The sequence below is a fragment of the Pseudomonas sp. 29 genome, assembly GCF_002754355.1.
Lineage (GTDB): Bacteria > Pseudomonadota > Gammaproteobacteria > Pseudomonadales > Pseudomonadaceae > Aquipseudomonas > Aquipseudomonas neuropathica.
This window is the reverse complement of the sequence record NZ_PEEY01000001.1, coordinates 6,058,266-6,083,694: the sequence shown is the minus strand read 5'-3', so window position 1 is coordinate 6,083,694 and position 25,429 is coordinate 6,058,266. Positions and strand designations below refer to the sequence as shown.

The 25,429-nt window shown below is 58.9% G+C and carries 23 protein-coding genes; 11 read left to right on the top strand and 12 right to left on the bottom strand.

Annotated elements, in window-relative coordinates:
• On the bottom strand, nt 1-1,017 hold the full coding sequence (locus CLU80_RS28295; RefSeq protein ID WP_099759101.1) for an AraC family transcriptional regulator: 1,017 nt from the start codon (nt 1,015-1,017) through the stop codon (nt 1-3).
• A 291-nt stretch (nt 1,018-1,308) separates the two neighbouring features.
• Here CLU80_RS28295 and efeU point away from each other — a divergent pair, with 291 nt between their 5' ends.
• The 4 genes from efeU to efeO (CLU80_RS28275) are packed head-to-tail and all read left to right on the top strand — an operon-like array spanning nt 1,309 to nt 5,532.
• On the top strand, nt 1,309-2,154 hold the full coding sequence (gene efeU, locus CLU80_RS28290; RefSeq protein ID WP_099759100.1) for an iron uptake transporter permease EfeU: 846 nt from the start codon (nt 1,309-1,311) through the stop codon (nt 2,152-2,154).
• A gap of 8 nt (nt 2,155-2,162) precedes the next feature.
• Nucleotides 2,163-3,362: an iron uptake system protein EfeO gene (efeO, locus tag CLU80_RS28285; RefSeq protein ID WP_099759099.1), complete on the top strand. Its 1,200-nt coding sequence runs from the start codon at nt 2,163-2,165 to the stop codon at nt 3,360-3,362.
• 18 nt (nt 3,363-3,380) lie between these two features.
• Nucleotides 3,381-4,679, top strand: a complete 1,299-nt coding sequence (gene efeB, locus CLU80_RS28280) for an iron uptake transporter deferrochelatase/peroxidase subunit (RefSeq protein ID WP_093432742.1) — start codon at nt 3,381-3,383, stop codon at nt 4,677-4,679.
• Nucleotides 4,680-4,707: 28 nt separating this feature from the next.
• Nucleotides 4,708-5,532 carry an iron uptake system protein EfeO gene (efeO, locus tag CLU80_RS28275; protein ID WP_099759098.1) on the top strand — a complete coding sequence of 275 codons (825 nt, stop codon included), beginning with the start codon at nt 4,708-4,710 and terminating at the stop codon, nt 5,530-5,532.
• A gap of 123 nt (nt 5,533-5,655) precedes the next feature.
• Here efeO (CLU80_RS28275) and pssA read toward each other — a convergent pair whose 3' ends face one another.
• Entirely contained in the window at nt 5,656-6,999 is a 1,344-nt protein-coding gene (pssA, locus tag CLU80_RS28270; protein WP_093432748.1) for a CDP-diacylglycerol--serine O-phosphatidyltransferase, read from the bottom strand.
• Between the two features lie 216 nt (nt 7,000-7,215).
• Between pssA and CLU80_RS28265 the strand changes: the two genes are divergently transcribed.
• Entirely contained in the window at nt 7,216-7,779 is a 564-nt protein-coding gene (locus CLU80_RS28265) for a TetR/AcrR family transcriptional regulator (RefSeq protein WP_007914737.1), read from the top strand.
• A gap of 54 nt (nt 7,780-7,833) precedes the next feature.
• Complete coding sequence (locus CLU80_RS28260; protein ID WP_099759097.1) at nt 7,834-8,313, top strand: nuclear transport factor 2 family protein; 480 nt, start codon at nt 7,834-7,836, stop codon at nt 8,311-8,313.
• A gap of 120 nt (nt 8,314-8,433) precedes the next feature.
• On the opposite strand, the gene sfnG is transcribed toward CLU80_RS28260, so the two are convergent.
• Nucleotides 8,434-9,516, bottom strand: a complete 1,083-nt coding sequence (gene sfnG, locus CLU80_RS28255; protein ID WP_093432753.1) for a dimethylsulfone monooxygenase SfnG — start codon at nt 9,514-9,516, stop codon at nt 8,434-8,436.
• A gap of 356 nt (nt 9,517-9,872) precedes the next feature.
• Between sfnG and CLU80_RS28250 the strand changes: the two genes are divergently transcribed.
• Nucleotides 9,873-10,652 carry a TSUP family transporter gene (locus CLU80_RS28250; protein WP_099759096.1) on the top strand — a complete coding sequence of 260 codons (780 nt, stop codon included), beginning with the start codon at nt 9,873-9,875 and terminating at the stop codon, nt 10,650-10,652.
• On the opposite strand, the gene nudC is transcribed toward CLU80_RS28250, so the two are convergent.
• From nudC to CLU80_RS28230, 4 genes are all read right to left on the bottom strand, one after another.
• Nucleotides 10,620-11,450 (bottom strand): NAD(+) diphosphatase, encoded by an 831-nt coding sequence (nudC, locus tag CLU80_RS28245; protein WP_099759095.1) that lies wholly within the window; start codon nt 11,448-11,450, stop codon nt 10,620-10,622. The two genes, CLU80_RS28250 and nudC, sit on opposite strands and share 33 nt — an antisense overlap.
• A gap of 6 nt (nt 11,451-11,456) precedes the next feature.
• On the bottom strand, nt 11,457-12,269 hold the full coding sequence (locus CLU80_RS28240; RefSeq protein WP_095048882.1) for a crotonase/enoyl-CoA hydratase family protein: 813 nt from the start codon (nt 12,267-12,269) through the stop codon (nt 11,457-11,459).
• A gap of 205 nt (nt 12,270-12,474) precedes the next feature.
• Nucleotides 12,475-13,398: a magnesium transporter CorA family protein gene (locus CLU80_RS28235; RefSeq protein ID WP_099759094.1), complete on the bottom strand. Its 924-nt coding sequence runs from the start codon at nt 13,396-13,398 to the stop codon at nt 12,475-12,477.
• 7 nt (nt 13,399-13,405) lie between these two features.
• Complete coding sequence (locus CLU80_RS28230; RefSeq protein WP_099759093.1) at nt 13,406-14,980, bottom strand: RimK family ATP-grasp domain-containing protein; 1,575 nt, start codon at nt 14,978-14,980, stop codon at nt 13,406-13,408.
• Nucleotides 14,981-15,072: 92 nt separating this feature from the next.
• On the opposite strand from CLU80_RS28230, the gene CLU80_RS28225 reads away from it, so the two are divergent.
• Nucleotides 15,073-16,173, top strand: coding sequence for a peptidase C39 family protein (locus CLU80_RS28225; protein ID WP_099759092.1), 1,101 nt, complete (start codon nt 15,073-15,075; stop codon nt 16,171-16,173).
• A 105-nt stretch (nt 16,174-16,278) separates the two neighbouring features.
• Here the strand turns inward: CLU80_RS28225 and CLU80_RS28220 are convergent, their stop codons facing one another.
• Together CLU80_RS28220 and CLU80_RS28215 are read right to left on the bottom strand one after the other, a co-directional pair.
• A complete protein-coding gene (locus CLU80_RS28220; protein ID WP_099759091.1) occupies nt 16,279-17,433 on the bottom strand; it encodes a PQQ-dependent sugar dehydrogenase in 1,155 nt (384 codons plus the stop codon).
• A gap of 52 nt (nt 17,434-17,485) precedes the next feature.
• Nucleotides 17,486-17,806, bottom strand: a complete 321-nt coding sequence (locus tag CLU80_RS28215; protein ID WP_099759090.1) for a hypothetical protein — start codon at nt 17,804-17,806, stop codon at nt 17,486-17,488.
• A 189-nt stretch (nt 17,807-17,995) separates the two neighbouring features.
• Between CLU80_RS28215 and ku the strand changes: the two genes are divergently transcribed.
• On the top strand, nt 17,996-18,862 hold the full coding sequence (gene ku, locus CLU80_RS28210) for a non-homologous end joining protein Ku (RefSeq protein WP_095048876.1): 867 nt from the start codon (nt 17,996-17,998) through the stop codon (nt 18,860-18,862).
• Nucleotides 18,863-18,978: 116 nt separating this feature from the next.
• Here ku and lpxO read toward each other — a convergent pair whose 3' ends face one another.
• Nucleotides 18,979-19,878, bottom strand: a complete 900-nt coding sequence (gene lpxO / locus CLU80_RS28205) for a lipid A hydroxylase LpxO (protein ID WP_099759425.1) — start codon at nt 19,876-19,878, stop codon at nt 18,979-18,981.
• Nucleotides 19,879-20,256: 378 nt separating this feature from the next.
• On the opposite strand from lpxO, the gene CLU80_RS28200 reads away from it, so the two are divergent.
• Nucleotides 20,257-21,843, top strand: a complete 1,587-nt coding sequence (locus CLU80_RS28200) for an ABC-F family ATPase (RefSeq protein ID WP_007914779.1) — start codon at nt 20,257-20,259, stop codon at nt 21,841-21,843.
• A 261-nt stretch (nt 21,844-22,104) separates the two neighbouring features.
• A complete protein-coding gene (locus CLU80_RS28195) occupies nt 22,105-23,292 on the top strand; it encodes an MFS transporter (RefSeq protein ID WP_099759089.1) in 1,188 nt (395 codons plus the stop codon).
• Nucleotides 23,293-23,415: 123 nt separating this feature from the next.
• Here the strand turns inward: CLU80_RS28195 and CLU80_RS28190 are convergent, their stop codons facing one another.
• Nucleotides 23,416-24,453 (bottom strand): alpha/beta hydrolase family protein, encoded by a 1,038-nt coding sequence (locus CLU80_RS28190; RefSeq protein ID WP_099759088.1) that lies wholly within the window; start codon nt 24,451-24,453, stop codon nt 23,416-23,418.
• A 236-nt stretch (nt 24,454-24,689) separates the two neighbouring features.
• Nucleotides 24,690-25,301, bottom strand: coding sequence for an FMN-dependent NADH-azoreductase (locus CLU80_RS28185; protein ID WP_095048870.1), 612 nt, complete (start codon nt 25,299-25,301; stop codon nt 24,690-24,692).
• Nucleotides 25,302-25,429: the final 128 nt, after the last annotated feature.

Genomic DNA, 25,429 nt, shown 5'->3' with positions numbered 1-25,429 from the left:
TCAGACAACCTCATTCAGGATCAGTTGGCGATAGTGGCCCGGATTCGACCCCGACCATTTGCGAAACGCCTTGTAGAACGAACTCGCATCGGCAAATCCCAAGCGGCTGGCAATCTCGACAAAACTGATCGAAGGCTCCGCCAGCCAGATAATCGCCAGTTCTTTGCGCACGCTGTCCTTGAGCCCTTGGTAGGTCTGCCCTTCTTCCGCCAAGCGCCGGCGCAACGTCGAAGCCGACATGCACAACTGTTGGGCCAGGGCCTCGGTTTCCGGCCACTGCTCGGCCGGCAACTCCCGCAGATCGTGCTTGATCCGACTGGCAAGGCTTTCCGGGTCGCGGTACTTGACCAGAATGTTGGCCGGGGCGTGGGCGAGAAAGCGTTTCAGTTCTTCGGCGGTGCGCTTGATCGGTAGATCGAGGCAATCGGCAGAGAAGATCATCCGCGTGCGTGGACGCTCGAAACGCAGGTTTTCCGAGAACATCACTCGATAGTCATCGGTGAACGCCGGCGCCGCACAGCGCAGTTCGATCGCCAGAATCGGAATCCGCCGCCCCGCCAGCCAGCAGGCCACACCGTGGACGATCATCCAGTAGGTGAAATAGGTGAAGGCGCGACGCGGTTCGTGGCCATCCTCCAGCAGGACGATCTCCGCCAGACTTTGCTGATGCACCAATTGCGCTGGCATGCGCTCCAGCATCAGCGACAGAAAGCTCAGCCCCGTGTTCAAACCCGCTGCCAGCGTCGGTTGCGCCATCGCGCTGCGACAGAGGAATTCGAGGCTGCCAGACTTGAGCTTGCGCGGGTCCATGCCAAAGAACTCGTCATCCCCGCGTCGGGCCAACAAGCGCCAGAGTTTCGCGTACTGCGAGGCCGGCACCCGGCCGTGTTCGGATTGCAGCAGCAGCGGAGCAATCCCGACCTTGTTCAACACCTCTTCGGTGGCTGCGCCCGGGGCACAACTTTGCAGCAGCGCTTCACGCACCAGTTGCACGGCGATGGTGTCTTTTTCCGACATGGAGCGCGGTAAACCTTGTTGTTTTTGAGTGGTGGGCATCTTACCGCAGGACACGAATTCAACACGAATCCCCTGTAGGAGTGAGCCCGCTCGCGATAGCGTCGTGTCAGTCAACATTGATTTTTCTGAGCCACCGCTTTCGCGAGCAGGCTCACTCCTACAGGGATCTGTGTGAGGCGAAAATTTAGGTTGTTCAGCTTGTGTTCAGGTTTATGCCAATCATTGTCATGTGAGAATGCTTGTCATTATGTTACAACTTGTAACCTCTTCGAATGACTTACTGGACACCGAATGCTCGTTCCCTTCCTGATCATGCTGCGCGAAGGCATTGAAGCCGCGCTGATCGTTGGCATTATCGCCAGCTACCTGCAACAGACTGGCCGTGGGCAATGGATGCCTGCCGTGTGGATCGGCGTATTTCTCGCCGCTGCCCTCGCCCTGCTGGTGGGCGGTGGTCTTGAATTGGTCAGCGCTGAATTCCCGCAAAGGCAGCAGGAGCTGTTCGAAGGCGTGGTCGGGCTGGTGGCCGTAGGCATTCTCAGCTCCATGGTGTTCTGGATGCGCAAGGTCGCGCGCTCGATCAAGCATTCGCTGCAAGCCTCGCTGGATCACGCGCTGACTTCCTCTAAACATCAGGTCATTGCACTGATCGCCATGGTGTTCTTCGCGGTCGCTCGCGAAGGCCTGGAAACGGTGTTCTTCCTGCTCGCCGTGTTCCAGCAGAGCGAAGGCCCCGGCGCGCCGATCGGTGCCCTGCTCGGGCTGATTCTGGCGATCATCGTCGGTTTCCTGATCTACAGCGGCAGCATGCGCCTCAATCTTTCGGCGTTCTTCAAGTGGACCGGCCTGTTCATTCTGGTGGTGGCCGCCGGGATTCTCGCCAACTCGGTGCAGGCGTTGCATGAAGCCGGGTTGTGGAATCACCTGCAAACCGTGCTGTTCGACTTCAGCGCGACGCTGCCGATGGATGGCCCGTTGGGCTCGGTGCTCGCCGGCATGTTCGGTTATCAGGATGCGCCGACTGTCAGCACCCTCGGTGCGTATCTGCTTTATCTGCTGGTGGCGCTGGTGATGTTCTTTTACCCGGCTCCCGCGCCGAAGCCCTCCGCACAATCGTCTTCCGTTTCCAGCCAATAAGGGCATTCATGTCAAAGCCTAATACTCCTCAGGCCTCCCCTCCTCGCGCCTTGCGTTGGGCGGTGGCCGGCTCGGTGGTGGTGATGATCGCCGCCGGTGGTCTGTTTTATTACGCCTCGAAAATGGCTGCGGCCAAGCGTCAGCACAACCACGATGAAGTGGTGGTGAACATTCATCCGGGCAATTGCGAACCCAACGCGCTGACGGTGCCGGCCGGTCGCGCCAGTTTCCGCATCGTCAACCGCTCCGACCGCGCCGTGGAATGGGAAATCCTCGACGGTGTGCTCGTTGTCGAGGAGCGGGAAAACATTGCGCCGGGCCTGAGCCAAGTGATCAACGCCAACCTGCAACCGGGCGATTACGCGATCACCTGCGGCCTGCTGAGCAACCCGCGCGGCACCCTGCACGTGACGCCAACTGCAGCCTCTGATGCTGCGGCCAAAGCCAAGCCGTCGATGGTCGCCTTCGTCGGGCCGCTGTCGGAATTTCGCGTGTACCTGGCCAGCCAGAGCAACGCATTGATCAAAGCCGTGACCGCGCTCGATCAAGCGATTGAAAGCGGCGACCTCAGTCAGGCTCAAGCGCTGTACTTACCGGCCCGCGCGGCTTATCAGCGTCTGGCCCCTGCCGCGCAACGCCTGGCGGAACTGGACAACAGCATCAACGCCCGCGCCGACTACTTCGAAAAGCGCGAACAGGATCCGGCCTTCGTCGGTTTCCACCGCATCGAATACGCACTGTTCCAGCAACGCAATCTCGACCAACTGACGCCCGTTGCCCAGCGCCTGCTCAGCGATGTCACCACGCTCAAACAGCAATTGCTCGCGCAGAGCCTGCCACCGGAGCAACTGGTCAGCATCATCGTGCGCAACCTCAACACCTTGGCCGACGTCCGTGCTGCCAGCGGTGAAGAAGAACGCTACAGCCACAGCGACCTCAACGGTTTCGCTGCCAACGCGCAAACCGCACACAAAGTCGTCGATCTGTTGCGGCCAATGCTGACCAAGTCGGCGGTCGAGCTGTTGCCGAACATCGACCAGGCACTGGCGGACTTCGACAGCGAACTCGATACCTACAAGATCAAGGACGGCTACGCCAGTTACGACGCCATCAGCGGCGAACAACGCAAGCAGATTGCCGACAAAGCCCAGGCCCTGGCCGACGCTCTGGATGGCATCGATCCCGCCCTCGGCCTCTCCGGCCTGTAAGCAGAAGACGATTTGACGATGAAAGATAGCGAACCACTCAACCTGCAACGTCGCCGTGTCCTGATGGGCATGGGCGCCGCCGGTGTCGCCCTCGCCGGGTCGGCCCTGAGCTGTCCGGCCATGGCCGCCGCGCCGGCACAAGTCACCGAAGCACCGAGCAGTGACAAGACCGAAGACCGTCACGATTTCCACGGCATCCACCAGACCGGCATCGTCACCCCGCGCCCGGCGTCGGGCATGCTCGTATCGTTCGACGTGTTGGCCAGTGATCGTGAAGATCTGGAGCGGCTGTTCCGCACCCTCAACGAGCGCATCGCGTTCCTGATGAAGGGCGGCCCGGTGGCGCAGATCGATCCGAAACTGCCGCCGCCGGACTCCGGCATCCTTGGCCCGAATGTAACCCCGGACAACCTGACCATCACTGTTTCGGTCGGCGAGTCGCTGTTCGACGAGCGCTTCGGTCTGGCCGACGCCAAGCCCAAGCGTCTGATGCGCATGGTCGGGTTTCCCAACGATGCGCTGGACGCCGATTGCTGCCACGGTGACCTGAGCCTGCAGTTCTGCTCGAACACCGCCGACACCAACATTCACGCCCTGCGCGATATCGTCAAAAACCTTCCCGACCTGCTGCTGGTGCGCTGGAAGCAGGAAGGCAGCGTACCGCCGCAAGCCCCGGCAAAAGCCGGCGTGCCGGCGCAATCGGCACGTAACTTCCTCGGCTTCCGCGATGGCTCGGCCAACCCCGATTCCAACGACGCTAAAGCCATGGATCGCCTGGTCTGGGTGCAACCGGGCAGTGACGAACCGGCCTGGGCCGCTCACGGCAGCTATCAAGCGGTGCGGATCATCCGCAACTTTGTCGAGCGCTGGGACCGTACGCCATTGCAGGAACAGGAAAGCATCATCGGCCGGGTCAAAACCACTGGCGCGCCGATGGGTGCACAGCATGAGACTGAAGTCCCGGATTACAGCAAAGACCCGGCCGGCAAGCTGACCAAGCTCGACGCGCACATTCGCCTGGCCAACCCGCGCACCGCCGCGAGCCAGGCCAATCTGATCCTGCGCCGGCCGTTCAACTATTCGAATGGCGTGAACAAGAACGGCCAGCTCGACATGGGCCTGCTGTTCATCTGCTACCAGGCCGATCTGGAAAAAGGCTTTATCACCGTGCAGACCCGTCTCAACGGCGAGCCGCTGGAGGAATACCTCAAACCGGTCGGCGGCGGCTATTTCTTTACCCTGCCGGGTGTCACGGGCGACAAGGACTTTATCGGTCGCTCGCTGCTCAACGCCACACAACCGAAAACAGCCGCATAAAACAATCTCGACACTGGAGCCGCCCCCGATGAAAAAGACCCCACTCGCGTTACTGCTGACCCTTGGTTTGCTCAACACCCCGCTGTCGGCATTCGCTGCCACCGCACCGCTGGATCTGGTGGGGCCGGTTTCGGACTACAAGATTTACGTTACCGAGCAATTGGATGAGCTGGGCAGCCACACCCAACAATTCACCGATGCGGTGAAGAAAGGCGACCTGGCTACTGCGCAAAAGCTCTACGCGCCAACCCGCGTTTACTACGAGTCGATCGAGCCGATTGCCGAGCTGTTCAGTGACCTCGATGCGTCCATCGACTCCCGTGTCGACGACCACGAGAAAGGCGTAAAGGCTGACGACTTCACCGGCTTCCACCGCATCGAGTATTCGCTGTTCTCGGAAAAAAGCACCCAGGGCCTTAACGAGTTGGCGGACAAGCTCAACAGCGACGTAAAAGATCTGCAAACCCGCGTCGCCGGCCTGACTTTCCCGCCGGAGAAAGTCGTCGGCGGTGCCGCCGCGCTGCTGGAAGAAGTCGCCGCGACCAAGATCTCCGGCGAAGAAGATCGCTACAGCCACACTGACCTGTATGACTTCCAGGGCAACATCGACGGCGCGAAGAAAATCGTTGATCTGTTCCGTCCGCAGATCGAGCAGCAGGACAAGGCTTTTGCTGCGAAGGTGGACAAGAACTTTGCCACGGTCGACAAGATTCTGGCCAAGTACAAGACCCAGGACGGTGGTTTCGAGACGTATGACAAGGTGAAGGATAACGACCGTAAAGCGCTGGTCGGGCCGGTGAATACACTGGCGGAAGATCTGTCCACGTTGCGTGGCAAGTTGGGGCTGAACTAAGTTTTTTAGCGTCTGTTAAGGCCCTATCGCGAGCAGGCTCACTCCTACAAGGGGAACGCGTTCCAAATGTAGGAGTGAGCCTGCTCGCGATAGCGGTTGTATGACCGCTACAAATTTAAAGCCTTACAAAATCCGGTAGAGCAACCGCTCAATCCGCACCCGACTCACGCGCTTGAGAAACTTGGCCACCCCGGCCGGGTATTCGGGCAGCGTCTCCAGGCTCTGAAAGCTGTCGATCCGTGTGGTATGGCGGAAAATCTCTTCAAGCTCTTTCGCCCGCGGCTCCAGCCATTCCCCTTTCGGGTCATCGATCAACAAGGCGTTTTCCAGATCCAGGCGGAACGCCCGTGGATTGAGGTTGTTGCCGGTCAGCAGCGTATAGCGCTGATCAATCCACATGCCCTTGAGGTGATAGGTGTTGTCGCCGTCACGCCACAGGTGCAGGTTCAACTGCCCGCTGTCGATGTTGCGCTGATGGCGCTTGGCAAAGCGGCGCAGGCTGATTTCGTACAGATACGGCAACGCCGCGATCACCTTGAACGGCTCGCTCGGCGGGATATAAAAGTCGTTGGCGGTCTTGTCGCCGACCACGATATCGATCTTCACGCCACGGGCCAGCGCTCGGTTGATCTCGCGAATCACACCCAACGGCAGGTTGAAGTACGGGGTGCAGATGGTCAGCTGTTTTTGCGCGCTGGCGATCAGTTCGAGAATCGCCCGGTTCAACGGGTTGTTCTTGCCGACGCCGAGCAGCGGGCTGACCGACAGGCCGTCTCTGGCGGTGCTGCCATTGGCGGTGTCGTACGTCGCGTATTTGAGACGGCTGCGCAGATCGCCGATGTCGTTGCGCAGGCTGCGTGTGGTCGGCAGGTTCGGCAGATCGAGGCGATGCACGGCTTTGGATTCGATCAGGCCATGTTTGACCAGGTGATGCATCGAGTCGGCCAGCTCAGCGCTGTGCAGCACGTGATAACGGTCGAAACGGTACTTGTCGAACTTGTGCAGATAAACGTTATTCAGGCTCGCACCGCTGTAGACCACGCAGTCGTCGATCACAAAGCCCTTCAAATGCAGCACACCGAACAACTCGCGGGTCTGCACCGGCACGCCGTACACCGGCACTTCGCTCTGGTGCGTGCGGGTCATTTCCTGATACCACGCCGAATTGCCCGGCTGCTTGCCGGCACCGATCAGCCCGCGCTGGGCGCGCAACCAATCGACGACCACGGCGATCTCCAGCTCGGGGCGCTTGAGCTTGGCGGCGTGCAAGGCATCGAGGATTTCCTGACCGGCTTCGTCTTGCTGCAGATACAGCGCAACGATGTAGATGCGCTGGGTCGCCGTGGCGATTTTCTCCAGCAGGCAACGACGAAACTCGGCGGCGCCGGACAGAATGGTCACGGCCTCGGCGGTCAGCGGAAAGCTGCGCAATTTGGGCAGCAAGGAACGTTTGAAAAGCAACGGCATAGGGCTCGCAATGGGTCGAATCCGAAGAACCCGAGAGCTTACACCATCACATCCTTCGGGTCTTGTTAGTGTCTGTAATGGCCTCTTCGCGAGCAGGCTCGCTCCCACCTTTGAAACGCATTCCCCTGTGGGAGCGCGCCTGCTCGCGAAGACGATTTCACAGTCGACAAAAATACCCGCTTGACCAAGGAGAACAATCGTTCTACTGTTCGCCACATGAACGAAATCACTAGCAATGACACACGCGACATCATTCTGGATGTCACCGAAAAGTTGATCTACAAAAGTGGCATCGCTGCCACCAGCATGGATCTTCTGGTGAAAACCGCCGGCGTCTCCAGAAAAAGCATCTACCGTTACTTTGCCGACAAGGACGCGCTGACCGTCGCCGCCCTGCAACGTCGCGACGTGCGCTGGATGCATTGGTACAGAAGCGCTGTCGATCAGGCCGAAACCCCGGCCGATCGCCTGCTCAACCTGTTTACCGTGCTCAAGAGCTGGTTTGCCTCCGAAGGCTTTCGCGGCTGCGCGTTCATCAACACCAGCGGCGAGACCGGTGACCCGCAAGACCCGGTGCGGCTGGTGGCGAAAGAACACAAACAGAAGCTGCTCGACTACGTGTGCGAGCTGTGTACCGAACATGGCGCCGAGGATCCGCAACTGCTGGCCAAACAGCTGCTGATCCTGATTGATGGCGCCATTACCGTAGCGCTTGTGATGGGTGATCACAGTGCCGCCGATAATGCGCAATGCATGGCGCGAAAGTTATTGGACCTGTAACGCCTTAATAAGCCGGACTTGTTGTTCAATTATTAATTAGATCGGGAGACTGATATGTCTACTGCAGCCCAGGTACGTCCGCCATTGCCGCCCTTCAACCGTGAATCAGCCATCGAGAAAGTTCGCCTGGCCGAGGATGGCTGGAACTCCCGCGACCCGGAACGGGTATCGCTGGCCTACACCCTCGACACCAAATGGCGCAACCGCGCCGAATTCGCCAACAACCGCGAAGAAGCCAAGGCCTTCCTGACCCGTAAATGGGCGAAGGAACTGGATTACCGTTTGATCAAGGAACTCTGGGCTTACTCGGATACCCGCATCGCCGTGCGTTACGCCTATGAATGGCACGATGATTCAGGTAACTGGTTCCGCTCTTACGGCAACGAGAACTGGGAGTTCGATGAGCAGGGCCTGATGTTCCAGCGCTATGCATGCATCAACGACATGCCGATCAAGGAAAGCGAACGCAAGTTCCACTGGCCGCTGGGCAGGCGCCCGGATGGTCATCCGAGCCTGTCTGACCTCGGTCTGTAGATTCACAAAGATCCAATGTGGGAGCGAGCTTGCTCGCGAATGCGGTTTATCAGTAATCACAGTATTTACTGAAAGGACGCCTTCGCGAGCAAGCTCGCTCCCACAGGTTTTGCATAGGGTTCAGGCAACAGCGGCAGTCTTTTCTGCCTCCAGTTCGCGCACCAGCGGCAACACCCGTCGCCCGAAGTATTCGACCTCCTCCTGAAAGTGCAGAAACCCCGCCAGCACCAGATCCACACCCACCGCTTTCAGCGCGACAATCCGCTCGGCAATTTGCAACGGCGTACCAATCAGATTGGTCTTGAAACCATCGTTGTACTGCACCAGATCCTCAAACGTCGATTTCGCCCAGTTGCCCTCACCCTCCGGCGATGCACGGCCTGCCTGTTTCGCCGCATCGCCAAAAGCGTTTACCGCTTCCGGATCGGCCTGATCGATGATCTGCGCAAGTACCGCCCGCGCCTCTTCTTCGGTTTCACGGGCGATGACAAAGGCATTCACGCCGATCTTCACTGAATGATTGTTCGCCGCTGCCTTGGCACGAATATCGTCGACCTGCGCCTTGATCCCCTCAACGCTGTTGCCGTTGGTGAAATACCAGTCCGAAACCCGTGCGGCCATGTCCCGCGCGGCACGGGAACTGCCGCCCTGGAAAATTTCCGGACGACCCAGCGGTTTTGGCTTCAGGCTGTAATTATCGAAGCGGTAGAAATCGCCGCGAAAGGTGAAGTTGTCCTGACTCCACACGCCTCGCAGTGAGCGAATGAACTCCTCGGAACGGCGATAACGCTCGTCGTGCTCCAGCCAATGCTCGCCGATGGCCTGGAATTCACCCTTGAACCAGCCACTGACGATGTTCACCGCGATGCGGCCGTTGGTGAGTTGGTCGATCGTCGCCAGTTGCTTGGCTGCCAACGCCGGTTGCCACGGGCCGGGCAGGATCGCGGCGATCACTTTGAGTTTGCTGGTGGCCGCGAGCAATGCGTGGCTGAACGCCACGGATTCATGCTGGAACTCCGCACCATACCCGGCGGTGAAACGGATCTGCGTCAACGCGTATTCGAACCCGGCGGCCTCGGCGAGCTGCGCCAGTTTGCGGTTGTAGTCGATGCCCCAATCGGTGCGCTGTTCGATCTTGCTGACCACCAGCCCACCGCTGACGTTCGGCACCCAGTAGGCAAATTTTACGGCTTGCTGACTCATTGGCGTGTCCTCGGGACATTTGCGGAGATGGGAGTGGTAGAGCAGCAAGCGTGCCAGGGCTGGAATGCCCGGTTTTGTTGGGCTTCCCGGTTATTCAGATGTTTTTTATAGGGGATTTTGTTGGCTGGGTGTTGAGTGTGCAACAGTAGGTTATGCAGTGGCTGGGAAGCCGCCTTCGCGAGCAAGCTCGCTCCCACAGTGGTTTGTAGTGAATATTGATTTTGTGGACACCGCAAAAACTGTGGGAGCGAGCTTGCTCGCGAAGGCGTCAGACGGGTCGCCGCAACAGTTGGATGCAGGTAACATGACCGCCCTCCCCGCAGCCAGATCTGCGCCCTGCCGAATAAGCCGATTCCATGCCTTTCGAACTCAGCGTTGACCTCACCACCCTCGCCATTCTGGCCTTTGTCGCTTTCATTGCCGGTTTCATCGATGCCATCGCCGGCGGTGGCGGCCTGCTGACCACGCCCGCCCTGCTGACCGCTGGCCTGCCGCCGCATCTGGTGCTCGGCACCAACAAACTCAGTTCGACGTTCGGCTCGGCCACTGCCAGTTTCACCTTCTACAAACGCAAGCTGTTCCACCCGCGTCAGTGGACCCACGCCATCGTCGGCACACTGGTCGGCGCCCTGGCCGGCGCCATCGTCGCGCATTACCTGCCGGCGGAATGGCTGAACAAGATGCTCCCGGTGATTGTGTTTGCCTGCGGCCTGTACCTGTTGTTCGGCGGCACACCGAAAGCGCCGCTGGACAGCGACGCGCCGATCAAAAAGAAATGGCAATTGAGCCAAGGCTTCAGCCTCGGTTTCTATGACGGCGTGGCCGGCCCCGGTACGGGCGCGTTCTGGACAGTGAGCAGCCTGCTGCTCTACCCGATCGATCTGGTCAAGGCTAGCGGCGTGGCGCGCAGCATGAACTTCGTCAGCAACATTGCGGCGCTGTCGGTGTTCGTGTTTTCCGGGCAGGTGGACTGGATCATCGGCCTGAGCATGGGCTTGTCGGTGATGGTCGGCGCGTTCTTTGGCGCGCGCACCGCGATCAGCGGCGGCGCCAAGTTCATTCGCCCGGTGTTCATCACCGTGGTGCTGGGTTTGACCGTGCGCCTAGCCTGGCAGCACTGGTTCAGCGTGGCCTAAGCGTCGCGCCACGTAGACGTCGATCAGGTAACGGGCAATCGACTTTGACGCCGGCAACGGCGGCAAGTCGTGCACGTTGAACCACTGGGCGTCTTCGATCTCGTCTTCCTGACAGACAATCTCGCCACCGGCGTATTCGGCATGGAAGCCGAGCATCATCGAATGCGGGAACGGCCAGCACTGGCTGCCCATGTACTGAATGTTCTGCACCTCGATCTGCACTTCTTCGCGCACTTCACGAATCAGGCAATCCTCGGCCGACTCGCCGGGTTCAGCGAATCCGGCCAGCGTGCTGTAGACCCCGGTGACGAATCGCGGTGAGCGCGCCAACAGAATCTCGTCGCCACGGGTAATCAGTACGATCATGCTCGGTGAAATCCGCGGGTAACTGCGCAGATCGCACGGCTGGCAATACATCGCCCGCTCGCGCGGTACCTGCGTCATCGCCTGGCCGCAATTACCGCAGAAACGATGCTCGCGCGCCCACGTACCGATCTGTGCGGCGTAACCGAGGACTTTGTAGATCGTGTGCTCGCCATCGAGCATGAACGCCCGCAGGCCTTTCCAGTTACAACCCGGCACCTCACTGGCACTGTGCAGTTCCAGCAAGTACACCGGCTCACCGTCGAGATGGCCAATGCCGTGCTCGGCGAGGACCGACAAGTCCTGACGCTTGAGCCATTCCCGGGGGAACAGTGCGCCGTTGTCATCGAACAGAAAGCCTTCCGGGCTGCGCGCCACGGCCCAGCCGCCGGGTTGATCGGTGTCCAGTACTGCTGTGGTCCAGCGAGATGTCATGGTTTCTCAATCCAGAAATTCGGGTTTCTGTTTGCTCATATGGGCGGCCATGGCCACGCGCAAGTCGGTGGATTGCAACATGGCGGCGTTCCAGGTGGCAACGTATTCGAGACCGTCGTCGATACGATGGTCGCGCATGTAGCTGATCATTTCCTTGGTGCCGGTAACCGCGATCGGCGATTTCGAAGCGATCTCGCGAGCGATGTCCAACACGCCTTCGAGCAGCGCGTCCTTGTCGCTGTAGACGCGGTTGACCAGGCCAATGCTGCGCGCCTCGTCAGCGCCGAAAGTGCGACCGGTGTAAGCCAGTTCACGCAGCATGCCGTCACCGATGATCCGTGGCAACCGTTGCAAAGTGCCAACATCGGCGGCCATGCCGATATCGATTTCCTTGATCGAGAATTGTGCGTCTTCAGCGGCGTAACGCATGTCGCAGGCCGCGATCAGGTCAATCGCGCCACCGAGGCAATACCCCTGAATAGCGGCAAGCACCGGTTTGCGGCAGTTGTCGACGGCGTTGAACGAGGCTTGCAGGGTGAGGATCTTGCGGCGCAGCAGGCGCGCGTTGCGGCCGACGTCCTTGCCCAGTTCATTGGCGACGCCGGCGAGCATCATCAGATCAATGCCCGAGGAAAAGTGTTTACCGTTGCCGCTGAGGACCACCACGCGCACTTCGTCGGTGTCGTCGATCCACTGGAATATCTCGACGATCTCGCTCCAGAACGCCGCGTTCATCGCGTTGATCTTTTCCGGGCGATTGATCTGCACATGGGCGATGTTGTCGGCCAGTTCGACACTGAAGGCGGAGTATTGAGTCATGGCAGTGATCCTTTACCGGGCTGAAAATGAGGCCCGAACTATAACAAGGCATCACAGTGGCGGTTCGGCCAAATGCGGGACTGTCCTGAGTTTTACTTTGCCTGTGCCGGCTTCTTCGCGAGCAGGCTCGCTCCCACCCTGTTGAAATGCATTCCCACTGTGGGAGCGAGCCTGCTCGCGAAGACGTCCGATCAGTCACTACAAATCATCTGGCCAAACGCCGCAACCCAAACAACATCCCCCCCGCCCCCATCAGCATCACCGCCAGAAATGCCGGATAGGAAATCCACCACGGCGTCCCTGCCGTCATCATGCTGAACTCCGACATGCCGCCAATACTCGCAATCAGGTTCAACGGCAGAAACACCACGTTGATCAATGTCAGTTTGCGCAGCAGGTTGTTCATGCTGTTGTTCATCAGGTTGCCACGCGCATCGATCAGCCCGGAAAACACCGTCGAGTAGATTTCCGCCTGCTTGTAGCACTGGTTGTTCTCGATGATCAGGTCGTCGATCAGACCAAGCGCTTCACTGGCGAAATGCTGCTTCTCGGCATGGTTGCGCAGGCGCGTGAGGACCGCGCCGTTGCTGTGCAACGCGTTGATGTAATAGATCAGGCTTTCGCTGAGGTTGAACATCTGCACCAGATGCTGGTTTTGCATCGAGGCGTTGAATTTCTGCTGCAGTTCGCGGGCGACCAGTTTGATCACCTTCAAGTGCCCGAGGTAGTGATGGATGTTGTTGAACAGCAAGTCGAGCAACACATCCAGCGGCGTGTTCAACGGCTGGCGGGTACCGAGGCCGTGCAGCGGCGTGTCGTCGGTAGCGATCACCAGCAGTTGCCCGGGCGCGAACAGTAGCCCGCAGGACGACACTTCAAACGCCAGACTGCCACCGCCGGAATAGTTTTCCGGGCGTTTCCATATCAGAAACAAATGGTCGGGATGGAACTCGATGCGCGACACCTCGTCCGGGTCCAGCGCTGACGCCAGTGCATGCTCATCGACCTTGAAATGACTGTGCAGCAAGTCGCGTTCGGCAGCATCGGGGTTGCTGAACAGCATCACCTCGGCATCCAGTCGTTCGACCCGCTGCAGGGCGCCGTGGCTCAGTGCGAAGCTGTTGATCATCGGCGCCTCACCACGCCTGACCGCGACGCTTCAGCTCCAGGCGGCGCACGAACTCCTCCAGCACCAGTGCGTACAGATCGTCGTGCAAATAGGCGTCTTCGATGCCGGCGTCGAGGTTGGGGTTGTCGTTGACTTCGATCACCACCACCTTGTCGCCGGCTTGTTTCAGATCGACGCCGTAGAGGCCGTCGCCGATGAGGTTTGCGGTTTTTACCGCCAGCTCCACCACCGCGCGCGGCGCCTCGTGGATCGCCATGGTCCGGCATTCGCCGTTGACGTCCTGACCCTTGGCTTTGTGATTGTAGATTTGCCAGTGGCCCTTGGACATAAAGTACTGGCAGGCGAAGATCGGTTTGCGATTGAGCACGCCAATGCGCCAATCGTATTCGGTGTAGAAAAACTCCTGCGCCAGCAGCAACACCGAGTGTTCGAACAGTTCGGCGGTCGCCTCCAGCAAAGCCTGCTGGCTTTCGACCTTGATCACGCCACGGGAAAAACAGCCGTCAGGGATCTTCAATACCAGCGGAAAGCCAAGGCGCTCGCCCACACGCTCGAAGTCTTCGGGTCGCTCTTTGTAGAGGATTTCGGTGGCGGGCATGCCCAGTTGATGGCTATTGAGCAAATCAGTCAGGTAGACCTTGTTGGTGCAACGCAGAATCGACGTCGGGTCATCCATCACCACCAATCCTTCACTTTCGGCCTTCTTGGCGAAGCGATAAGTGTGGTTGTCGACGCTGGTGGTTTCACGGATCAGCAAACCGTCGTACTCGGCCAGACGTGCGTAATCCTTGCGTTCAATCAGTTCGACGTCGATGCCCATGCCTTTGCCGACCCGGACGAAATTCGCCAGTGCCTTGGCATTGGACGGCGGCAACGCCTCCTGCGGATCGTGCAATATCGCCAGATCATAGCGTGCCACTTGCGGCGAGCGCGGCACCCGCCAGACTTTACGGCTGAACCCGTCCAGCGCGTTGGCGAACTGATCTTCCTGATCATCGCGCAACTTGTGCAGAGCGCCGGACTTTATACCTTCGATGTGCCAACCATTAGTTCGACGGAACTCAACTAACAATATCGGGCAGGGAAACACTTCAAACAATTGCCGCGCCAGATCCTGTAATGGCTCGATATGTGTCCGACCGAAATACAGGGTCAGGGTAAACCCTTCGGTATCACTGTAGAGATGATGACTGAGGGCATTCTCGAGCGTTTTATCGAGGTCATCCAGCGCCAGGCCATACAGTGATTTTTTCGTCAGTTCACTGATGGTGCGCACGGAGGGAATCACCTTGTGCCCCCGCGCTTCGGCCAGCAACGAGCAGTAGTAGCCATGACCGAGATACTTGTAGCTGCGGCACAGATTGATCACCTGCACACGCTTGCCCGGCTCGCTGTCACAGCTGTGCTCGAGGTATTCCTGCGCCGTCAGGATGTCTTCACTGGGGAAGTATGAAGCCCAGTCTTCCTTGCGCTCGACAATAATCAACACTTGGCTGGATGCCTTAATCGCCGAACTTAAATAAGTTGCCGCCGGCAAACTTTGCTCGGATACTTCGCGCCAATGACCCTGTACCGCTGACATAGAGATTGATCCGTTGGAGAACAAGACCTTTTCTATTAAGCACGAAGTTTTTTGAAAGTCTCGTTTCGTTACGCAACTTTTACGGTGGTCATATGAAGGCTGTTTTTCGTTTGGCGGTAGTTGAAGACTTGCCGGCGCTGCTGGCACTGGAAATGCAATGTTTCACCACAGACCGGCTCACCAGTCGCAGCTTTCAGTGGATGATCACCCGTGCTCACGGGCAGTTGCTGGTGGCGGAGTGCGACGGTCAATTGTTGGGTTATGCGTTGGTGTTGTTTCATCGCGGCACTTCGCTCGCGCGGCTGTATTCCATTGCACTGGCCGTTGAAGCGCGAGGAACCGGTCTGAGCAAGCAACTGCTGCAACGCATCGAAGCGATGGCGCTGGAGCATGATTGTGCCTATCTGCGGCTGGAGGTGCGCATCGACAACCCTGCGGCCATTGCCCTGTATGAACGCAATGGCTACCGGCGCTTTGCACTGATTCACGATTACTACGAAGACCACGCCGACGCGCTGCGCTTGGAGAAACGCATTCTCCAGCACCGCGACTCGCGCAGCATCAAGGTCCCTTACTACCCGCAAACCACCGATTTCACCTGTGGCCCGGCGTGCCTGTTGATGGCCATGGGCGCATTGCAATCGGAACGTTTATTGGAGCGGCGCGAAGAATTGCAGATCTGGCGGGAAGCGACCACGGTGTTCATGACCTCCGGCCACGGCGGGTGCAGTCCGCAGGGATTGGCGTTGGCGGCGTGGCGTCGGGGCTTTCGCGTGCGTATGGCGTTGAGCATGAGCGGGCCGTTATTCCTCGATGGAGTGCGGGATGCGCATAAAAAAGACGTCATGCGCCTGGTACACGAAGAGTTCACGGCGCAATTGCAGGAGACCGATGTCGAGTGTGTGATCGGTGCGTCGCTGGATCTGCCGCGCTTGCTGGATGCCGGCGGGCAGCCGATGGTGTTGATCAGCAGCTATCGACTGACCCGCTCGAAGTCGCCGCATTGGGTGATCGTCACCGATTGCGACGAGGATTTCGTTTACCTGCATGACCCGGATGTCGATCACAGCCAGCATCGCCAAGCCATGGACTGCCAGCATGTGCCGGTGAGTCATGGCGAGTTCGAGAAGATGTGCCGGTTTGGCCGGGGTAAATTGCGTGCGGCGGTGGTGTTGTATTCCCGCGAAACGTAAGCCTCCACATGTAGGAGATGCCGAAGGCTGCGATCTTTTGATTTTGTTGTGAAGATCAAGATCAAAAAATCGCAGCCTGCGGCAGCTCATACAGGGGCCTACCCGTCAAGGTGTCGGCTTCAGGCCAACTTTGTATAGCGAGCCGTTCTCTTCATCCGTCAGCACATACAAATAACCATCCGGCCCTTGCCGCACATCACGAATCCGCTGCTTGAGTTCGCCGAGCAAACGCTCCTCATGCACGACCTTGTCGCCATCGAACTGCAAGCGGATCAGTTCTTGACTCACCAGTGCCCCGATAAACGCATTGTGTTGCCACGGTTTAAAGCGATCGGCATCGTAAAACGTCATGCCGGTAACGCCCGGCGATTTCTCCCACACATGATGCGGCGCGACGGTGCCTTCGGCCGTTTTGCCCTGGGCTTCCGGAATCGGCTGCATCGAGTAATTGATGCCGTGAGTCGCCAGTGGCCAGCCATAGTTCTTGCCGCGTTCGATGATGTTCACTTCGTCGCCACCGCGCGGGCCGTGCTCGTTCTCCCATACCGTGCCAGTCCATGGATTGAGCGCCGCGCCCTGCGGATTGCGCACGCCGTAGGCCCAGATTTCCGGGCGAACGCCGGACTGGCCGACAAAGGGGTTGTCGTCCGGCACCTTGCCGTCGGGGTAGATGCGCACGACCTTGCCTTGCAGCTTGTCGAGATCCTGCGCAGTCGGCCGGTCGTTGTTCTCGCCCAAGGTAATGAACAGATAACCGTCGCGATCAAACACCAGCCGCGAGCCAAAGTGATTGCCGACCGAAAGCTTCGGCTCCTGGCGAAAGATCACTTTGAAATCCTTCAACGTCTTCAGGTCATCCGCAAGCCGCCCGCGCCCTACGGCGGTGCCAGCCTTGTCGCCGGCTCCGCCGCCTTCGGCATAGGACAGATAGACCAGACGATCCTGTTTGAAGTCCGGCGACAGCGCGACATCCAGTAACCCGCCCTGCCCCTTGGCCCAGACCTGCGGTACACCGGAGATCGGCGCCGACAGCGTGCCGTCTGCCGCCACCACGCGCAGATTGCCGGGACGCTCAGTGACCAGCATGCCTTGGCGATCCGGCAGAAACGCCAGCGCCCATGGATGCTCAAGGTCTGCGGTGATGGTCGTGACTTCGAGGGTGCCCTGTTCGCTTTGCAGCTCTTTGGGCGCGGCGGCAAAGGCCGGAGCACTGATCAGCGCACCGGCCCACAGTGTGGCTAGAAGGGTTTTACGCAACATGCACGATTCCTTTTGTTCGTTTCAAGGGCCGACAGAACTTCAGTCCTGCCGCTCAACGATTGCTGTCTCCGCCGCGCGAAGGTGGGTTGGGAATGAACGTGGGGGGTGTGCTCGGCACCGAACGGATCGGCTGGCCGTTGCCAATGCCCCGGTTCTCGACCGTAGGCTGACGCGGCGTTGGTACGGTGTTCGGCCCCCGAATGGGGGGAGCGCTGGGCTGAGTGCCCTGCATGCTGTTCGGATTGGCCCGGCGGATCGGGCTGTTGTAGGGGTTATTGCTGTTACCGGTGGGGGTTTGCGCCAACAGCATGTCGGCATGAACCAGCCCGCCACTGAGGGCAAGGACGACGATGCCAAGCAGAATTCGGTTCATGACGCTGCCTCTCGATGGGCGTGGGATAGAGCCTTCGAGTCCACGCTACGCCGAGGGTTCGGATTTGTTAACCCGTCAGGCTTAAACAACATGTAACACGGCTTGACCAAGTGGCTGGCAACCCGCGCATCCCGGGGAAACTTTCAGCCGTGGCCGCTGGTCATCCGATCATCACTCGGAGAACTCACCATGGCTCGGGCAATCTGGAAAGGCGCAATCAGTTTTGGACTGGTGCACATCCCTGTCGCACTGGTCTCGGCGACCTCGTCGCAGGGCGTGGATTTCGATTGGCTCGACAGCCGCAGCATGGATCCCGTTGGCTATAAACGGGTAAACAAGGTCACCGGCAAAGAAGTTACCAAGGAACACATTGTCAAAGGTGTGGCCTACGAAAAAGGCCGATATGTGGTGCTCAGCGAAGAAGAGATCCGCTCGGCACACCCTGTTTCAACGCAGACCATCGACATATTCTCGTTTGTCGACGCCGATCAGATTCCCCTGCAAAACATCGACACGCCCTACTATCTGGCGCCGGACAAACGCGGTGGCAAGGTCTACGCGTTACTGCGTGAAACCCTGAGCAAAACCAACAAGGTCGCCCTCGCCCGCGTGGTCTTGCATACGCGCCAATACCTCGCGGCGTTAATGCCGCTGGAATCTGCGCTGGTACTGGTGAAACTGCGCTGGCCGCAGGAGGTACGCGGTCTCGATGAGTTGGAACTGGGCAGCGAAGTGACCAAGCCGCAGTTGGCCAAGGGTGAACTGGACATGGCCAAACGGCTGGTGCAGGACATGAGCGCCGACTGGAAGCCCGAAGACTACAAGGATGAATTTGAAGACAAGATCATGGCCCTGGTCGAGAAAAAGGCCCATGAAGGCAAGATCGAGGATGTTGAGACGGTGGGCGGCGAAGAAGAGCGTAAGACGGCCGATGTTATCGACCTGACCGAACTGCTTAAACGCAGCCTGGGCGGGAAAGCGGTGGCGAAGCCGAAAGCGAAAGCAGAGAAAACGGCGAAATCTGCGCCGGCGAAGAAGACCAAGAAGGCTTCCTGATAGTGATTGGTTGCCCTTGAGATCGTCATCGCGAGCAGGCTCACTCCTACAGGGAACGCATTTCAAATGTAGGAGTGAGCCTGCTCGCGATGGCGTCAGCAGCGTTTGTCTTGAATTTAGATCAGAATGAATACCGCGAGCAAACCACCGAAGATCGCCCACTTTTCCATGTAGTAACGCTTGCGATTGCGCTTTTTCAGCTCTTTGCCACGCAGACGAATCTTGTAGATTCGGGTAAACAAGCGGTTGATCCCGCCCGTGCGGTCGCTGGCATCGTTCGGTGCGCCCGCCGCCGACATCACCGTGCGGCTGAACCAGGCGTTGAACGCGGCGGCCCAGCGGTATTTCATCGGCCGTTCAATATCGCAGAACAGGATGATGCGGTTCTTGTCGGTGGTGTTTTCGGCGTAATGAATAAACGTCTCGTCGAACATCACCGCTTCACCATCGCGCCAATGGTAGTTCTCACCGTCGACGTTGATGTAGCAGCCGGCATCGTTCGGCGTGTCCAGGCCCAGGTGATAGCGATAGGAACCAGCATACGGATCGCGGTGACGGACCAGTTTCGAACCCGGGGGCAACTCGGCAAACATCGCGGCCTTGATCGAACCAATGCTCTGCACCAATTCGGTGGTGCGCGGGCACAGCTTCATGGCCGACGGATGGCTCTCGCCGTACCACTTCAGATAAAACCGCTTCCAGCCGCTTTTGAAGAACGAGTTGAAACCGACATCGTCGTACTGGTTGGAGCGCTTGATCTCGCCGGCACGCAGCAGGTTCTGCCCCTCCTCACGGATTTCTTCCCAGTGCGCCTGCAACGGGCTCAAGTCAGGAAACTCGCTAGGGTCCAGGTACGGCTTGTTCGGTTTTTTCGAAAACAGATAAAGGAAGCAGTTGATCGGCGCAAGAAACGTCGAATGGTCGCTCAGTTGTCGACCGAGTTTGTGTCGCACACGCCCACGCAGATGAACGTATGCAATGGAAATGACATAAATAGCAGCAATGATGAGTTTCACGGAAATCGTCACACGTCAGAAGTGAACAAACTGCGCGCCTGGCGGCCTGAGGCCCAGCGTCTCATGCAGTGGTCTGAATACACATGGCTCGTCCTTGGCCCGCGCCGTAACCGGACGCTCGGTGAAAGGTGGCATTTTAGCCACAGTTTGTCGCCAAAGGTGAGCGTTCATCTGTGAAAAACTGTCCCGCGCAGGTGCCAATCGGCGATCGTGGCGTGATCGCCCTATCGTTTAAAGAGCCAGACCAGTACAATCGCCGCCAAACTTTACGCGCCCCCCTTGGTTGATGACGGGACTTCCCCGCTTCAGCGCACTTTGACTCGGGCCAAGCGCTCCAGCCGCACCCTCGCTACTCAGAATGCTTCGCAGGAAAAACTCTTGATCTCTACAGCTAACATCACGATGCAGTTCGGCGCCAAGCCGCTCTTCGAAAACGTTTCGGTCAAATTCGGCGCGGGCAACCGCTACGGTCTGATCGGCGCCAACGGTTGCGGCAAGTCGACCTTCATGAAAATCCTCGGCGGCGACCTCGACCCGTCCGGCGGTCAGGTCATGCTCGAGCCGAACGTACGTCTGGGTAAATTGCGCCAGGACCAGTTCGCCTACGAAGAATTCACCGTGATCGACACCGTGATCATGGGTCACGAAGAGCTGTGGAAGGTCAAGGCCGAGCGCGACCGCATCTACTCGCTGCCGGAAATGAGCGAAGAAGACGGCATGGCCGTGGCCGAGCTGGAAACCGAATTCGCCGAGATGGACGGCTACACTGCCGAATCCCGTGCCGGCGAACTGTTGCTGGGCCTGGGCATCGGCATCGAGCAGCACTTCGGCCCGATGAGCGAAGTCTCGCCAGGCTGGAAACTGCGCGTATTGCTGGCGCAGGCGCTGTTCTCCGATCCGGAAGTGCTGTTGCTCGACGAACCGACCAACCACTTGGACATCAACACCATTCGCTGGCTGGAAAACGTGCTGACCCAGCGCAACAGCCTGATGATCATCATCTCTCACGACCGTCACTTCCTGAACAGCGTGTGCACGCACATGGCTGACCTGGATTACGGCGAGCTGCGTCTGTTCCCGGGCAACTACGACGAGTACATGACCGTGGCGACCCAGTCCCGCGAGCAACTGCTGTCGGACAACGCCAAGAAGAAAGCGCAGATTTCCGAGCTGCAATCGTTCGTCAGCCGCTTCTCGGCCAACGCCTCGAAAGCCAAGCAGGCTACTTCCCGCGCCAAGGCGATCGACAAGATCCAGCTGGCCGAGGTCAAGCCTTCGAGCCGCGTGAGCCCGTTCATCCGCTTCGATCAGAACAAGAAGCTGCACCGCCAGGCGGTCATCGTCGAAAAAATGGCCAAAGGCTTCGACGGCAAACCACTGTTCAAAGACTTCAGCTTCCAGGTTGAAGCCGGCGAGCGCGTGGCGATCATCGGCCCGAACGGTATCGGAAAAACCACCCTGCTGCGCACCCTGGTCAACGAACTGACCCCGGACGCCGGCAGCATCAAGTGGACCGACGCGGCCGAACTGGGCTACTACGCCCAGGATCACGCGCACGACTTCGAAGACGACGTCACGCTGTTCGACTGGATGGGTCAGTGGACTCAGGGCGAACAGATGATTCGCGGCACTTTGGGGCGCATGCTGTTCTCCAACGACGAAATCCTCAAGTCGGTCAAAGTGATTTCCGGTGGTGAGCAAGGTCGCATGCTGTTCGGCAAGCTGATCCTGCAAAAGCCGAACGTGCTGATCATGGACGAACCGACCAACCACTTGGACATGGAATCGATCGAGGCGCTGAACCTGGCGCTGGAAAACTACCCGGGCACGCTGATCTTCGTCAGCCACGACCGTGAGTTCGTATCGTCCCTGGCCACACGCATCATCGAGCTGAGCCCGGATGGCGTGACTGACTTCAGCGGCACCTACGATGACTACCTGCGTAGTCAGGGTGTTGTGTTCTAAAACGCTGCTGCAACCTGAAAAGCCCTGTCCATGTGACGGGGCTTTTTGCATTTCAGGGTGAGGAATTTGCTGGTGCGGCGACCTTCGCGAGCAAGCTCGCTCCCACATTTGAAATACATTCCCCTGTGGGAGCGAGCTTGCTCGCGAAGACGCCAGTAGCTGCGACATCAATCTTTTGGGAAAGTAGTTAGCCTGCTTTCTTTTATCTGACACCCAAGCCATGATGCGAACTCTCCCACCGCCGCCCGCGAACGAGTCCTCATGTCTGCGCAGCAACTGCCACCGCAAAGCTCCATGGCGATCACCCTGCAGATCGTTTCTATCGTGTTCTACACCTTTATTGCGTTCCTCTGCATCGGCCTGCCGATCGCGGTGTTGCCCGGTTATGTGCATGAGCAGCTGGGTTTCAGCGCGGTCATCGCCGGGCTGGTGATTGGCTCGCAATACCTGGCCACCCTGCTCAGCCGGCCAATGGCCGGGCGCATGTCGGACACGGTCGGCACGAAACGGGCGATCATTTATGGCTTGTGGGGGATTGTCCTCAGTGGCTTGCTGACGCTGCTCTCCACCCTGTTGCAGACTTGGCCGCTGACAAGCCTGGTCATTCTGATCATCGGCCGCTTGCTGCTCGGCATCGCGCAGGGCTTGATCGGTGTCGGTACGATCAGTTGGTGCATGGGCCAGGTCGGCGTTGAACACACGGCAAAATCCATCGGCTGGAACGGCATTGCCTCCTATGGGGCGATTGCCATTGGTGCGCCCTTAGGCGTGGTGATGGTCGCTGATTACGGTTTCACCAGCCTCGGCATCGCGCTGGCCGTACTGGCGGCCGGTGCACTGCTGCTGATCCGCAACAAACCGTCGGTGCCGGTGATCCGTGGCGAACGCCTGCCGTTTTGGGCGGTGTTCGGGCGAATCGCCCCGTATGGCGCCAGTCTGACCCTGGCCTCGATCGGTTACGGCACCCTGACCACTTTCATCACGCTGTATTACCTCAACCGTGGCTGGTCCGGCGCGGCGTACTGTCTGACGGTGTTTGGCGTGTGCTTCATCCTGTCACGGCTGATGTTTATTTCAGCGATCAGTCGTTTCGGCGGCTTCAGCTCAGCCATTGCCTGCATGAGCATCGAAACTGTGGGGCTGGTGCTGTTGTGGGTGGCACCGTCCACCGCGTTTGCCCTGATCGGCGCAGGACTCGCGGGGTTTGGCCTGTCGCTGGTGTACCCGGCGCTGGGTGTCGAGGCGATCAAACAGGTGCCCAGCTCGAGTCGTGGTTCCGGGTTGGGGGCTTATGCAGTGTTCTTCGATCTGGCACTGGCGATTGCCGGGCCGTTGATGGGCGCGGTGGCTTTGAATCTGGGGTATTCGTGGATTTTCTTCAGTGCGGCGCTGTTGTCGGTGGTTGGGTTGGGGCTGACCCTACTGCTGCAGCGCCGGGCGATGTCCTGAAGTTCGCCGCGATCCCCTGTAGGTGTGAGCCTGCTCGCGATAGCGGTGTGTCAGTCACCTAATATGTTGAATGGTATGACGCTTTCGCGAGCAGGCTCGCTCCCACAAGGGTTCTGCACCTGACTATTGATCCGCGGTCTGCATGCCGGCCCGGGTCGGTTTACCCAAGGTGTGCGAGAAGAATCGCCCGGCCTCCGAGATCAGGTTGCGATGGATATCTTCGCGATCCACACCATCAGCATCGGTGCACAGCGCCGGCATCGCGCGAATCTGCTCTTCGTTACACGGCGCCATAAATACGAAGTGCCCAGCCCCTGCGAGTAATTTGAAATCCGGTGCCGTCGGCAGTTTGCGCGCCAGCGCGGCCGCATTCTTGTCGAAGGCCACCAGTTTGTCACCATCACCGCTGTAGAGCAGCACCGGCACATGCACATCGGCCAGGGTGTGACGGCCAAACTTCAGGCTCAGCGGCGCCATCAGCAACAGCGCATGAACGCGCGGATCGGCCACCGGTTGCAGATCATCCCGATCAACGATCAACTCACCTTGCGTATTACAGGCATCACGATCGTCCGGGCGCTCTTGGCAATACCGACGCAGGCGATCGAGATCCGGTTGCGCCCCGGACAGGATCAACGCGGTCTCGCCGCCTGCGGAATAACCGATCACCCCGACTTGATCGGCGTTGACGTACGGCGCAAGCATGCGATCGCCCAAGGTCGCGGTGATGGCTTCGGAAATCTGGATCGGCCGCCCGTAGAGGTTGCTCAGGGTGCCGAGTCGGCTGTGGTCTTTGGAATTGTCGCCGGGGTGAATCACCGCCACCACAACAAAGCCTTTGCGCGCCAGCGAGGTCGCCAGGTCGTGCAACGCCAGCGGCGTGCCGGTGTTGCCGTGGGACAGCATCAGCATCGGAAAGCGGCCGATGGCGACTTTGGTGTCTTCGCCAGCTTCGACCGAATAGCCCTCAAGCAGACTCAGGTGTTCACGATCGCTGGAGGGATAAAAGGCGATGGCGCGCATCGGTTGCAGGTCGAGCGGATCGAGGAAGGTCATCTCGTGATAACCGACGCTCCAGATCGGGTGTCGCCCAGGCGCGGCATGCACTGTGTTAAGGCTGCCGAGCAGGCAAATCAGTAACGTTGCACAAAGACGCATCATGGGATGCCCCACCCTGTTGTTACTCAATCGAAAGTTCCGTTGCGTTGCGGGCCTGAAACCCCGGGGATTCGGTGTTCCGGTACGACAATGCACTCAGACGCTGATTGTGTGACTGCATAACCCGGGCCAGATTATGTAACAGTCAGAAACAAAAAACTCCGTATTCGCCCCTTGCGGAACCAGAATACAGAGTTTTTTGGGTGTTACCTGAACATCAGCTGTTCTTTACGCAAGCCTTACGCGGCGGCGAACAGTTGCTCGCTGATCTTCGCTTGTGCAGCGGTCATGGCGTTGTTACGCACTTCGTCGCCATACGCCAGGCCTTCGGCGCGGACGATTTCGATGTCGGTGATGCCGAGGAAGCCCAGTACCAGCTTCAGATATTCTTCGTGAGCGATGCCGCTGGCCTGACCGGCATGAATGCCGCCGGAAGTCGATACGATCACCACTTTCTTGCCACCGCACAGACCTTCAGGGCCGGCTTCGGTGTAACGGAAGGTTTGACCGGCGACTGCAACGCGGTCGATCCACGCCTTGAGTTGGGTCGGCACGGTGAAGTTGTACATCGGAGCCGCGATCACAACCGCGTCGGCGGCGATGAACTCGGCCAGGGTCGAAGCACTCAGTTCGGCTTCGTGCTGTTGTGCGGCGTTACGCAGCTCAGCGGTGGTGCCAGCGGCGACCAGGGTGGTCGACGAGAAGTGGCTGATGGCGTCGGCGGCCAGGTCGCGGTAGGTCACCACGGCGCTTGGCTCGGCAACTTGCCAGGCTTTGACAACTTCGCTGCTCAACTGACGGGAAGCCGAGTTGTCGCCCAGAATGCTCGAATCGATATGCAGCAGTTTCATGTGGAATCTCCTGGAAGGAATCGCCGGTGGCGACGGAATGGAGACAATCCTACGCAAGAAACCAATGGATGATTAGCCGCCTGAAATGCGATAGTTTGTCCCACTGATAGAACAGTCGGATGTCCCTG